The organism is Halohasta sp. A2, from assembly GCF_056175805.1.
Genome location: NZ_JAQFWV010000080.1, coordinates 1 through 13,397, shown reverse-complemented (window position 1 = coordinate 13,397; position 13,397 = coordinate 1). Strand labels below are relative to the sequence as shown.

Here is a 13,397-nt window from a genome sequence, read left to right as displayed (position 1 = left end):
ACCAACTTCCGGACGGTGTTGGAGTCCTTGGTGGAGGAAGTCACGATGTGAGCAACCTAACAGTGACGACCTACGACTCTGCATATCGCTACATCAACGAGTATGGTGATCAGTTCGGCTTGCTCGTTGTCGACGAAGTCCATCACCTTCCGGCTCCGACCTACCAGCAAATCCCTGAGATGACGATTGCGCCGTATCGACTCGGATTAACTGCCACCTACGAGCGTGCTGATGGCGAACACGATGTGTTGGAGGACCTTCTGGGGGAAGTAGTCTACAGAGAGGAAGTCGACAAGCTGGCAGGCGAGTACCTCAGCGAGTACGAAACGCTTCACCTCCAAGTTGAACTCACAGCTGACGAACGAGAGCGGTACGACGAGGAGTACCAGATCTACCGCGAGTATGTCGACAGTCACGATTTCGATCTGTGGAAGGAAACCGGCTACCAAGAATTTCTCAAACGTACATCATATGATCCCAAAGGCCGTCGAGCACTGATTGCGAAGCAACGAGCCGAAAGGATCGCCCGAACAGCTACAAAGAAACTCGATACCCTCGATAATCTACTGAAGCGACATTACGATGACCGAACGATCATCTTCACCGCCAACAACGATTTCGCATACGAGATCTCCCAGGAGTTCGTTGTTCCCTGTATCACCCATCAGACCGACACTGACGAGCGGACAGAGATCCTTGAACGATTCCGCACTGGAGAGTACTCAATACTGGCGACATCCCAGGTGCTTGATGAGGGAATCGACGTTCCAGCCGCGAATGTCGGCATTATTCTTTCGGGGAGTGCATCCAAGCGGCAGTATGCCCAGCGGTTGGGCCGGATTCTTCGTCCAACGGAGGACAACCAACCTGCCCGTCTCTACGAGATTATTTCTGAGGACACGACGGAAACCTATGTCTCTCAACACCGTCGACAGGGGGTGAGCTAACGTGCTGACAGCTGATCTGGCACGCTCTCGGCGTTCTGATGGGCAGATTCGACCGGTGTTCATCGATCCTAATGAGCAACGGTACCGGGAGACCGCCGCAGAACTCATCGACATATTTGAAGACCATCTCGGCGAGCCGAAAGGAGATTTGGAGGACACAATTGACGAGTTGACTATCGAGGACACCGACTACAAAATCGTCCAAGGTCTGGCGAAACTTCTCCAAGATGAGTGTGAGTTCGAGGTCTACGCTCCAGTTGAGCCGCGAGAGATACGACAGGAACTCTTCGCCGTGGCCAATGAGAATTACCCAATCGTCCGCCAACCAACGTTAGGGGATGATAAGGGCTGGCTGTGGGTCTACAGTACAGTTGCCGACCGGCTCGGTATCTCACTCGAAGACTGCTACCGGGGGATGTACGCCGACCTGGAAGAAAACAAGCGACTCGTACAGTTTGGAGATCTCGTTTTCGACGATCACGACCAAACCGGCGATTCGTCGACAACCACACGACTCACCGGTGACAGCGAAAAATCCTATGCGGACGATACAATCAGCGTTGAGTGGCTACTCACTCGCTACAATCTCGCGTTGGCACAGGCTGTGCTGTACGATGCGACCGAGATGCGGCTGCGGGTCTGGGATTCATTTGCGACGGTATTCAGCTACGTCAAACTGTTCGGTCTGATGCACCGCATCTATCCAATCGACAACACTGGAGCACGTGTTGAGAGTACAGACCTCGCAGATGGCTACGAAGCACGACTGGATGGAGCCGCATCGCTGTTTTCGAAATCACGCAAGTACGGCATTCGAATGGCGAACTTCCTGCCTGTACTCCCGTTGTGTGACCGCTGGGAGATGGAAGCAGACATCCTTGATGATGAGGGCGGGCCATCCGAGTCGACGCTCAGATTTGAGCTCGATCAGACTGAAGGGCTGTCATCTCACTACTCAGCCCAGAGTGATTTCGACAGCGATGTTGAACGAACGCTCGCACAAAAATGGGAGCGATCCACGACTGATTGGGAACTCCGACGCGAGGATGATGTCTTGGATCTGGGCGCGGAAGTGATGCTCCCTGACTTTGCGATTGAACATCCTGATGGTCGACGTGTAATCTTTGAGATCGTCGGCTTTTGGACTCCTGAGTATCTCGAAGAGAAACTGGCGAAGATACGGACTGCCGACCGCGACAATCTCATTGTTGCTGTTTCAGAGCGACTCGATTGTTCGGCAGAGGATTTTGAGGGGATCGACAACCGTGTTCTCTGGTTCAAATCCGGTATTCACGTCTATGATGTTGTAGAGTTAGCTGAAGAATACGCTGTAGAGGCCTCTTAGTATCGGTAGTTCGGCTGAGAGCAATCAATATCACACAGACTCGATAGACCATAATAAGGTTAGTTTGTTTTCTTAGATTCGAATATATATTTCTAAGATGTGTATCTAAGATAAGTGTCTTAGATAGGTGTCTTAGATAAGTGTCTGACAAAACTTCATTAGCAATCACGTGTAGAGTAGTAACATGCTGGCATACACAGTCTACTCAGAAGCAGGAGGGGTAGGCAAAACATCGCTTGCTTCAAATCTAGCAGTAGCACACGCTCGGGCAGGGCTCAATGTCTTAGTCGTTCCTCTCGATCCACAAGACGGTAATCTCAGCCGACTATTTGGGGTCGACGAAGATCGAACAAACAGCAAGGCCGATAGCCTTGTTCGACACTTGGTCAAGAGTCCCGGAGGTCCATTTGATGATCTCATCCAAAGCGTCGAAGGGATCGATATTATTCCCGAACACAATACTCTCGCAGATCTCTCAGACCATCTCAATCGAGAACAACAAAAGGCCACAGATCTGGGCGATAGCTACAACATCTACGCACAGTTGCGTCGTGTCCTCGATGAGGCCGATGTTCCAGACAGATATGATGTCCTAATATGTGACCCACCTGCAACTGAATCAGATCATCTGTACAACGCAATCTATGCGACGCGAAACCTCCTAATTCCGGTCGAGCCATCATGGAAGGGACAGGCGTCAATTGATGGGTTGGAACAGATGGCGACCAACTTTGCAGATGAACTTAACATTGATGTTGGTGTGCTTGGAGCTGTACCACTGGGCTACAAAGACACGATTGACCAGCGAGAGATGATTGAGAACGTACCGTTTTCCATCCCAGAAGTAATTGGAGAACGTGCAGCCCTAATGGAGGGCTGCTGGAAACAGCAGTGTTCTGCCTTCCGCTATGTTCGTGATCACCGAGCTCAACGACGTGACTACGAAATAGACACATTAGCTCAATTCGATAAGATTGCTCGACACCTCGAAGAATCAGCTGGTATTGAAGCTTCAAATCCACCTAAGCCAGGCGAGATCAACGAGGCAGAGGTAAAACAATGACTGGGTTCAAAGACGGTGCTGTAGGTTGGGACGATGATGACGAGGAAGAATCTAAGGATACTTACACTACGGATAGTATTGAGGATGAACCCGTGACCGAAACAAAAGATCAAACAACAAACGTCTCTGCAGGTTCATCGAAGCCTCGTCTGCCATGGATTCACGGCCGCAACAGTATCACCGACGGCCGTCAAAAGACAGTTCAGCTTCACCTCCAGGAATCGACTATCGACCGAGAAAGAGAGGGAATGTCTGAGGTTCAACGGATCCTCGACGAAAATATAAAAAAAGCGGATCTACGGGAGGCAGCACTCCTTATAGGACTAAACCATCTCGACGAGGTTTCAGATCAGCTTAGGGAGTGGGGATACGATTTCGAATAGTATAGCAACATAGAATATACGGTCGAGAAAACTTGTGAGGATAACACGGAAGGTTGGAACACATGTGTGTGGATAGGGAGTGGTCTTGCATCCATAGTGAGGAAGATGTAGTGCCAACTACTGTGACCAACATTCAGGCATACTCTGCAAACAGTCACGTATCCAAGTTGGGAAAGCAACGTGGTCGTATCCACTACGGTTATACGCATAGAGCAAATACCCTTAGTTATGAGCCGAGAACGAACTGATTCCGGGCAGTACGCTGAAACGGTCACAATCGACCGAGTACGGCAGGTTTTCAGCACCGTCGCTGGCCCAGCTGTGACCAGTGCTGATATTGCATCGGAGCTCGGCGTGACGGCAGAAGCTGCTCGCCGGAAGTTGAATGAGTTTCATGGTCGGGGGATGCTCGGAAAACGGAAGACAGCAGGACGGAATATCTACTGGCTTCAACCGGCGGGCGATGTCACAGATATCAATCCGAAAGACCCTGTCTGGGGAACAGACCCAATAACCGGTGATGAAACTGTGAGTGAAGCCGATATTGACGACGTGCTGTATGGCGAAATCAATGGATAATGCTATCCAGCGGTCTCCAGCTATCGTAGATACGGGGATGTTCTTCGCGTATTATTACGAGCCTGCGGAGCACCACACGCGTGCGCGTGAAACACTGGATAGAATTGTGAATGGAGATATTCCGTTTGGACCACTGTTCACCACGCAAGCGGTACTTTCTGAACTCGCAACGCTACTCCTCCGGAAGAGCACTCACGACGAAGCGCTTCGGGCAGTCACTGAAATTCGTGGTAGCGAGAGCTTCAACCATCTAGTCGTAGATCGAATTACCTTCGATACGGCACTAGAGCAATTTGAGCAATACGATGATCAAACGATCTCGTTCGTAGATCACACGACAGCTGTGTTGGCTGCAGAGCGCGATATTGACCACGTTCTGGGGTTCGATAGAGACTTCCAGACATTAGGCTTCACCCGTGTACCAGTCGACACTGGGCTTAACGCCTGACACACGTTACTGTAGTGCGGTTCGCATCGATTCAATAATGTTCTGTTCAGTTGGAGCGGCGAGATAGGGCTCGATAGCGTCGTAGGAACTCCAGCCTCCAAGAGCCATGACGATCCGTGGGCTGACGTTCTGTTCGACAAGGAGGTGATTGGCCCAACAGCGGCGGAGATCATGGGTAGAGATACGTCGATAGTCATCGTCTCCGGTTTCTTCGGCTGCTTTCTCGGCTGTTTGTTCAACCCAGTACTGGACGGTTCGCTTGGCTTTCAGCACTAAACGATCCTCGTCGTCAATCCCTGCCTGCTGGATGTAGCGGTTGATCGTTGCCTCGACATCCCGTGGAAGCCATGTCTCGCGGTACTTACCCCCGGAGTACTCACCGGTGGTGTCCTTTCCACCGACTACTTTCAGCTCGAAGTGCTTGCCATCGCTCATTCTGGAGACGTGCTTGGGCTAGACATCGAGGACTTCCTGGACACGGAGTCCGCAATCGCCCATTAGCCGGATAGCCACTTCTTGCTCGAAGGTCTCGGCTTCCCGCGGCAGTACTTCGTATTCGCTGCGTGAGAGCCAGACGTTCCAGGAGCTATCTTTGTTCCGTTCGGTTCGCATTGCGTGTTACTCATGAGTATCATGCACTTATTGCTGTTGATAGAGGTCCTCAACAAGGGCTATTCTCGTCTCAGAGCCAAATTTTTGCACGTTAACATACAAACGTGCAAATATAGGCCGACCTTGTTATCTACTCACACGATGAGCAAATTCTACCCAACTTTAGCAATGAACTATTTATTCACTGTTACAAGCAACTTGCTGAAGCTCATTCAGCAATTCTGGATGGTGTTCGGCAAGTGTGTCAATATCTTTGACTAACTCGTCATTTATCCGGTTTCGAACCTCTGAAATAACTTGGTACTTTCGAGAACCAGCTTCATTAGCGTCTGAAGCTAACCATTCCCTTTCTTTTTCTGTTAGCAATGCTCGCGTTCGGCCCATGATGTCTGATTATTACACATGACAAATGAGTCTGTGGATTCAAAGAGAGACCAATAGTTCGTTCAATTGCAAACGTTTGAGAATGTGCAAACAATTAAGTTGCAGTCGATACTACTGGTTATTGAGCACAGGACGACGTTGAAACGTCGGGGGTGCGACAACACCCCTCGACTGTGCTGGCACTACCAGCAATGAAACTATCCAATCACACCGGACTTCAAAATACCGGCACGAGTACGATATTCAAAGTATTATTTGATTATGATATCCAAAATATCAGTGATCACCAATCCTATGTACCAACAGTATTCGAGGCAAAATATCAGCTAGCCACCAAATACCTGTTAATTGGGAAGTGGAACGATGTCTGATGATGATTCAGCACCTACTGGACCTACAGAGGCATTATCATCAGACCAGTCGGCCGACGAACCACTGGACCCGAGCGGTATCGCCCAGTTCGTCGAACACAACCGCTGTCCGCGCTATCTCAAACAGCGCACTGAACCTGGAGACGAACCTAATGCCCGAGACTGGAAGGAAGCCTTCGGCCTCATGAATATCGCACTTCTTGGCAATGGCCAAGAATTCGAAGCACGACAAGTCGAAGCACTCGCTACGAACGCAACCAAAGTCATCGGGCCACAACTCGACGACCGTACGAAAACGAACGTTCCGGACATCACCGTCGATGAGACCTGGGCCGACTCGGCGAGGGGCCGCACCGACCAACTCCACGCTGCTATCGAAGCTGCCGCGGCCCTCTCTACCGATCCCGACGGCTCCTCGTATATCCTCTGTTATCAGGCACCACTTGGTGGCCAACTTGGCGATCAAGATGTCTGGGGCGAAGTTGACTGTCTCGTCCTCAGGCCCACAACAGAGGTACCACAACAGTACGGTCCTGCCGGTAGGAAAGAACCGACTGCAACTACCGAGAGCCCAACTGATACTGACACCCAACCAGTCGTAAATGATACTTCCGAGTCACCGACCGCACAACCTCCACAGTCACCGACGACCTCTGCTAATTCGGTCGACGCGCGTGTAATAGAGATCAAGAACGCAAGCGAACAAAAGCCATCCCACCGTGTCCAGGTGGCGATCTACAGTGCACTTCTTGAGCAGACCCTCGGCGAGGGTTCGACACCACCCTGCCGCATTCAGACAAGCATCCTCACACAGCAGACAGCCGCCACGCCCGGTGATCCGTTAGACCCGGTCGACATCCCGACGTTCTCTCGACCGGAATGGGAACTCTTCGTTACACGTCTCCTTGCTGCCGATGGCCCCATCGATGACATACTCACTGAAGATCTTGAGGCCCTCCCATTCAGACTTGATCCAGTCTGTAACAACTGCGCCTACCGCGAAGCCTGCGCAACCCGTGCGGTCGAAGACCCCACATCACCAGCCAGTCTCGCTCTGTTGGGCCTCGGCCCGAACGTCCAGCGTTCACTCCATGATGTGGGCGTAATGAACATCTGCGAACTGTCGGAGTTGCTGCCACATCAGGATGGCCACCATCCTACGGATGATCCACCGACAGTTGATCTTCCGACAGACCAACGCCGAAAACTCGAAGAAGTACTGCCATGTTCTGTGTTCGAAATTATCCAGCGGGCTCAAGCCCTACGTGGAGAGATTGACCCTGAATACCCTTCGTACACACGCCCACCCGCACTCCCTAGGAAGGACTGGATTCCGCTCCCGGACGACCGGCTTAAAAACTGGAGCAATATAGACGGAGCCAAGCCCGGCGAGTTGATTCATGTCGCACTGTTTGTCCGCCCAGACACCGAAATAAATCGGATTGCCTCACTAGGTGCCTGCGTCTATGCTGAAAACCATGACGAGTACATCACCATTGGGGAGGTAATCGATGCCGTCCCAGACGATTCCGATATCGCGACTAACGTGGAAGCTGCGCTGTTTGACCGGTTTCTTGACCAGCTCTTTGAGACAATCGAGACGGTTGGGGCCGAACTTGGAGATCCCGAGGAGTCAGTCATTCACAGTTACACTTACAGTGAGTACGAAACAGAGGCCCTCGCCGAGGGCCTGGACCGCCACGCTGAAACGCTCGATCAGGCCCGCGCCATGCGTGCTCTGTGCAGTCTCGATCCAGACGGCCACACCAATCCCGACCAGTCACTGATATCGCCGGTCCAACCGATCCTCAACGAGCACTTCGCGCTCACCCATGCTTCCCAGGGCCTGCTCACCGTTACCGAACAATTCATTCCGACATGGACAGTCGAGTCGTTCGACCCTCTGGATGGACGGGGTGATAACCCGCCGCTCCGGGCTATCTTCCGTGAACAATTTCTCAACCAGCAGGTGGCCTATCTCAATGACGAGCCAGGTATCAGACTGAACCTCTCGAAGGGTCCCCTCGGCGAGGGGCCAACCGCTGAGGTCGCGGATGTCGATAACCCAGATCCTGACGGCTGGTATCCAATCCGAAAACGGTCAGGCGGACAGTTCCCGCTGGAATACATTTGGGCAGTGACTCCTGCTCATCCGGATGACAACACACCTCGACTTACTCCCGACATTGTCGATGAATGGGCACTCGACGACGATGACAAAGTGCTCTACAGACAAGAAATCAATCAGTTCTACTACCGAACTCGGGGACAATCGGAGCCACTTAAGCGAACTGATGTCGAATATCTTGTCGAACGGCTCAGCTACGCACTCATGCGATTAGTCGAGTCAATTCCGTACAAGGATGCCTACCATCCGAAGGAACCACTTGACGCTACGCGCCTCGCCGAGTTCGAGTTGCCGGTTACTCGCCTGACTGAAGCAGCACGTGACTATCTTCGCATGGAGTTTGGTGCCAAGCGCGACAGAACGCTCACCCACTACCGGCAGCCGCTCCGAAAGCGAGCTCGCAGCGGTCGCTCTATTCCGATTCGGTGTACAGACATAGAAGAGCAGGATGATGGCTCAGTTACGATTGAGGGTGAACTCGCCTTTGACCTGCTATTTGAAGACGACGACACGGCCTCACAGGTCGCCCGTCAGGTACGCCTTCGCAGCGGTGATGGTCCTGGAGGTGGCAGTTGGCGTCTTCTCACACGAATTCAATCGGCAGCATCACTGACCCAATCAGCTACAGAGAACTCCGACCTGTCAACTGGCTCTTCGCCGAACCAAAGAGCCGACACTGAGGTTCAACTCACTGTCGACGACCCCGAAGCGATCAAGCATTCACCCCCGGTGCTCGTCGAGGATATTGACACCCAGACAGGGACGATATCCCTGACTACGTTCCCGCATCGCTTCCAACGCAATGGTAGCGAATTCCGGGTCGACCACTGTGGGTGGAATTGTCCTGTCGGAAGTAACGTCTCGGACCCACAGGAACCAGTCGACCAGCGGCCTGGATATGTCGCTGACCGCGAGCCAGTGTGGATCGACGACGGAGAGGTATACATGCTAGACCCGATGATTGACGACTTTGGCGCACCGAAGGCGGACCGTGCGCTGAAGCCCGACACTGTCGAGCAGAACGCTCTCTGGCAGCACCTTCAGGTAATCCGCCGGACCGGCAACCAGCAGCCTGCGATGGTAGCGGATCCTGACGCTATTGAGTCATTCCTCGATACACTGGATGCTGCTGACGGTTGTCTTGAACCCAACGAGAATCAGCAATCATTCATCGAGGCCGTTGACCGGCCACTCGTCCCGCTACAGGGGCCGCCGGGAACAGGCAAGACCAGCGGAGCAACTGCGCCAGCCCTGCTTGCCAGAGCCCACGCACGCCAACAGCACAATCAATCGTTTGTCGGTGTCGTGGTAGCACCGTCACACGAGGCCGTAGATGCAGTACTCGACGGTACCGCAGAGAGCCTCGAAGACTGGCGTCGTGCAACAAACGGATTGTCCGATCTCCAACTCGTTCGCGTCCTCCCGACAACTCCCCCATCCGAAGAGGACCGAGCCGACGCAACCACAGACTACGTCGAGGTGAGCTACGCGAATTATCACAGCACCGACGGCAAGGAATTGATCACAAACCTAGCCAGCGAGGTGTGTGGTTCCACAGACAACGCCGAGCAGTGTCTTCTGTTTACAACGCCATCAACGTTGTATCGAACGCTGGGAATAATCGCCGAGACGCTGTCAAGCATCGATGGTGATACAGCACCGGCAGCGATGCGGCACACTGAGGGACTGGCTGATGTCGTCTGTGTGGATGAAGCCAGCATGCTCGACATCCCACAGTTGTTACTGGCGGGGAGCGTTCTCAAACCAGAGGGACAGACACTTCTCGTCGGCGACCACCGCCAGCTGCCTACCGTGACCGAAACGGACTGGGACGAAACACTTCGGGAGCCACTCATAGATACCAAAGCGTATCTCTCGGCTCTGGAGTACGTCCACTGGATAAATCAAACCGTATCGGGGGAGCGAACGGGTGAAAATATGTCGACTGACGGGGGTATCCACCAAGCACAACTCTCAGAGTTTGATGGTTCATCAGACTCAGACTTAGAACCAGAGCCAGAGCCAAGGACAAAGCAAGCGACTAATCGGGGTGATCAACAGTGACCCGCGAAGCAGATAATAAACCGATTCAGGTTGAGCAACTCTCAGAATCATACCGCTTCGGTGATGAGCTGGCGACGTTGCTCACTGAATTCCAGTACCATCAGGATGGCATCACGCTTACCGCTGCAGAACCGCGACCACTACCTCCGACGAGCTACAGTGCTCCGACTGAAGGACTGGAAGCCGTCTTTGGATCTACCGCTTCATTGGTGTTCGTCTGTTATGACGACCGAGGATATCAAATGGTCAACCCCATCGAGGCGAGGCTCGTCAAGTCGATTAGTAATGCGATCACAGCAGTCTCACCGACCGCCCGGCCAGATGGGGGCGCGGCAGCGCCCCTCGCCGAGGGGCCTGCAGAGATACCAGACAGCAGGTCAGATGGACGAGACGGACTGTCTGAAGACGAACCACACTACGATCTGAGTGGTTCACCTAGCTTGGGCGTTGTTACGCCACATAACGCCCAACGTGGTGTTCTCGAAGGGATTCTCTCGGAGGAAGTAACCACGAACACAGTTGAAAAATACCAAGGCGGCGAACGTGACATCATCGCTGTATGCGGGACCGTCTCGGACCCTGAGTTCGCCCGCAGCGAAGAGCGATTCATCCTCAACCCCCAACGATTGCTCGTCGCAATATCTCGGTCTCAGATGCTAACTGTCGTCGTCTGTAGTACCTCGCTATTTGAGGTCGCCCCAGAAGACAGTGAGCGTCTTGACCACGGACCAGTCTGGGCACGTCTGTTTACCAAAGCGGTGGGACAAGATCCTGACCCAGCGTGGAGCGGATCACTTGATCAATTCGTCGACGCAGAGGGGGATGAATATGCAACTGTTCCGGTCAGTGTCTATCCAAGCTGCTGAAAGTAACTGGATTCTCAAAGTTCGATTGCCATTTGGTGAGAAGTTTCACATGTTTGAGTCAGAAACTCATTCTCACCGAGACTGGAACACAATATGTTTATTTCGACCACTGATCCAGTGATTGCTCCTCATTCATGTCAATCTCATCTTCATCAAAATCATATAACCCATCATTTGTTCTCGTCACACCTGGAACCTCTTTATATATGCGTCCCATAGTTGATTCCCAAAGGGATTCCGACGTCTCATAAGCGTCAGGATACTTTGAATAAAGTTCTTGTTCCAATTCATTACGAGAGAGTTTTCCCTTTTTATCTAATGTGAGTACTGCGTCAAACATCACCTTTTGAGCAGTATTGCTTCTCGGAATTTCATTTCTAATCACCATTTTCACATATTCTGATACTTTTTGACTAATAAATTGAGTCTTATTATCATTTGGAGATTGGTTTTTTCTTATCTCATCTGTCAGGTGTAGAATTTCTTCATTTGTCAATTCTTCATGCATCTTTTCTACATCCAATGTTTCCGTTGGTCGTTTACTATGTGCATATAGTCCTCTATCTATTTTGACCACATAGTTCAAATTTTTAAGTTTTTTAAGACGTTGATTAATATAAGGCTGACTTTTTTCCAATTCTTTTGACAAGTATCTTGGTGAACATCGACCTTCTCTCAATTTAACAAGAATCATTTTGTCTGTCTTGTTCAATCTCATTTTCTGCAAATGGATAACGACTTATTAGTTATAATATTTTTTAAATTCGACCACCAGTATACATAATATTCGAACTTTAAAATTTAATTTTCTAATCTAATAGTTTCATATATAACAAAATAATTTGCAAAATATGGGCTGTCCGCCCATGAGCAAAATCAACTCCATATTTGATATATAAATCTTTGGGAAATAACGGTCTCGCGCGCAGTCCGGATGCATGTATTTCATAAGCGATGAGTTTGGAGAGATATTTCATGTTAGAGACAGAGAGGTCATCGGACGAAGCACTACGACAGCCTACATTTGTTCGGCTCTACCGTGGTGCTTTTGAGATAGATAATCCAGATCGGTGTCTCAAGGCAGCCTATATCATTCTCCTTGCTGGTCGACTTGGACTTCGAACGGGTGAAATCCAACACGTTCGAGAGGCTTGGATTGATTGGCGGCGGGGGGAAATAGCAATACCACGTCACGATCCGTGTGGGTGTATGAACTGCTGGATTGCAGCAAAACAAAAGGCTGCTGAGGACGATGATAGTGTACGTGATGATATTGTAGAAATCATAGATAAAGAAGAAAATATAGATTCGACTGATGAACTTGAGGACCATGTTGATATTCTCTTAGAGAATTTTTCGGCAGACGATGATAATATTGAAAATGATGGTGAAGGTGACAAGAGAGATGAAAATCGTGATCCGTTAGAAATCCTATACCAAGAGCGGTGGCAGCCAAAATATGAACGGAGTGCACGGCGTGTCCCCTTTGGTTATTCACGCCGCTTGACTGCTGTGATTATGTTGTTTTTTGAGAATAATGATTGTTTGGAGATTACTCAGCCAACAATGAACAAGTTGGTGAAAGAAGCTGCTGAGAACGCAAAAGGTGTTGATCCAGAGAATATCACACTACGTGGACTTCGAGCAACAGCTGCTACCAATTATACAACCTGTGTCCGGAATCCGAAAGTGATACAAGATGTAATGGGATGGACAAGAATCGAAACTGGTGCACGATATATTCGCCGAGCTGGTGGATTTACAACAGATATTCTTTATAATATATTTGACAAAAGTGATATTGCTCCAATAATGTTCCCTGGAGAACCAGAGGAACAATATCCGCTAATCGGAAACCCAATACCATACCAAAAAGAGCCATGGGATCCGATTTTATATTCTCCAAGCGAACGAATGAATCGTGCTGAAGAGATCACCGGGACGCCTAAGCGACTCATCCATCCCCGTTCTGAAAACTCTCCAACAGACATTGCATATGATCCAACTAATCATGAGATTTTGACGCATGAAGATTACAGCTCAGATATTATAGAACGTGGTGATGGGTATCTAATGTTTGGGTCGCGTCTCAGGATCGTTTAGAACCAAGCCAACACTCACCGCAACGAAGTAGCAGTTGATACGTTAGAGGAAGGGGACTGTTTCGGTGCTAGAATGAAAGAGTCCCCAATCGAGATTACACTCAC

The 13,397-nt window shown here is 50.7% G+C and carries 13 protein-coding genes; 9 read left to right on the top strand and 4 right to left on the bottom strand.

Features of this window, described 5'->3' with window-relative positions:
• From O2S87_RS15915 to O2S87_RS15890, 6 genes are all read left to right on the top strand, one after another.
• Window positions 1-947: DEAD/DEAH box helicase (locus O2S87_RS15915; RefSeq protein ID WP_475409751.1), on the top strand; the 947-nt coding region annotated here is incomplete at its 5' end.
• Between the two features lies 1 nt (window position 948).
• On the top strand, window positions 949-2,292 hold the full coding sequence (locus O2S87_RS15910; RefSeq protein WP_475409750.1) for a DUF790 family protein: 1,344 nt from the start codon (window positions 949-951) through the stop codon (window positions 2,290-2,292).
• A gap of 184 nt (window positions 2,293-2,476) precedes the next feature.
• Window positions 2,477-3,355, top strand: a complete 879-nt coding sequence (locus tag O2S87_RS15905; RefSeq protein ID WP_089673062.1) for a ParA family protein — start codon at window positions 2,477-2,479, stop codon at window positions 3,353-3,355.
• Window positions 3,352-3,738: a DUF7970 domain-containing protein gene (locus O2S87_RS15900; RefSeq protein ID WP_475409749.1), complete on the top strand. Its 387-nt coding sequence runs from the start codon at window positions 3,352-3,354 to the stop codon at window positions 3,736-3,738. The genes O2S87_RS15905 and O2S87_RS15900 overlap by 4 nt, the downstream gene beginning before the upstream one ends.
• Before the next feature lie 228 nt (window positions 3,739-3,966).
• Window positions 3,967-4,317, top strand: a complete 351-nt coding sequence (locus tag O2S87_RS15895) for a hypothetical protein (protein ID WP_475409748.1) — start codon at window positions 3,967-3,969, stop codon at window positions 4,315-4,317.
• Window positions 4,298-4,765, top strand: coding sequence for a type II toxin-antitoxin system VapC family toxin (locus O2S87_RS15890; RefSeq protein ID WP_475409747.1), 468 nt, complete (start codon window positions 4,298-4,300; stop codon window positions 4,763-4,765). The genes O2S87_RS15895 and O2S87_RS15890 overlap by 20 nt, the downstream gene beginning before the upstream one ends.
• A 6-nt stretch (window positions 4,766-4,771) precedes the next feature.
• Here O2S87_RS15890 and O2S87_RS15885 read toward each other — a convergent pair whose 3' ends face one another.
• From O2S87_RS15885 to O2S87_RS15875, 3 genes are all read right to left on the bottom strand, one after another.
• Entirely contained in the window at window positions 4,772-5,200 is a 429-nt protein-coding gene (locus O2S87_RS15885; RefSeq protein ID WP_475409746.1) for a tyrosine-type recombinase/integrase, read from the bottom strand.
• An 18-nt stretch (window positions 5,201-5,218) separates the two neighbouring features.
• Entirely contained in the window at window positions 5,219-5,377 is a 159-nt protein-coding gene (locus O2S87_RS15880) for a hypothetical protein (protein WP_475409745.1), read from the bottom strand.
• Between the two features lie 177 nt (window positions 5,378-5,554).
• Window positions 5,555-5,761 carry a hypothetical protein gene (locus tag O2S87_RS15875; protein ID WP_475409744.1) on the bottom strand — a complete coding sequence of 69 codons (207 nt, stop codon included), beginning with the start codon at window positions 5,759-5,761 and terminating at the stop codon, window positions 5,555-5,557.
• A gap of 363 nt (window positions 5,762-6,124) precedes the next feature.
• Between O2S87_RS15875 and O2S87_RS15870 the strand changes: the two genes are divergently transcribed.
• Together O2S87_RS15870 and O2S87_RS15865 are read left to right on the top strand one after the other, a co-directional pair.
• Window positions 6,125-10,324 (top strand): AAA family ATPase, encoded by a 4,200-nt coding sequence (locus O2S87_RS15870; protein WP_475409743.1) that lies wholly within the window; start codon window positions 6,125-6,127, stop codon window positions 10,322-10,324.
• Entirely contained in the window at window positions 10,321-11,190 is an 870-nt protein-coding gene (locus tag O2S87_RS15865) for an AAA domain-containing protein (protein ID WP_475409742.1), read from the top strand. Before O2S87_RS15870 ends, O2S87_RS15865 begins: the two co-directional genes overlap by 4 nt.
• A gap of 97 nt (window positions 11,191-11,287) precedes the next feature.
• On the opposite strand, the gene O2S87_RS15860 is transcribed toward O2S87_RS15865, so the two are convergent.
• Window positions 11,288-11,908 carry a winged helix-turn-helix domain-containing protein gene (locus O2S87_RS15860; RefSeq protein WP_475409741.1) on the bottom strand — a complete coding sequence of 207 codons (621 nt, stop codon included), beginning with the start codon at window positions 11,906-11,908 and terminating at the stop codon, window positions 11,288-11,290.
• A 491-nt stretch (window positions 11,909-12,399) separates the two neighbouring features.
• Between O2S87_RS15860 and O2S87_RS15855 the strand changes: the two genes are divergently transcribed.
• Entirely contained in the window at window positions 12,400-13,293 is an 894-nt protein-coding gene (locus O2S87_RS15855; RefSeq protein WP_475409740.1) for a site-specific integrase, read from the top strand.
• The last annotated feature ends 104 nt before the right edge of the window (window positions 13,294-13,397 follow it).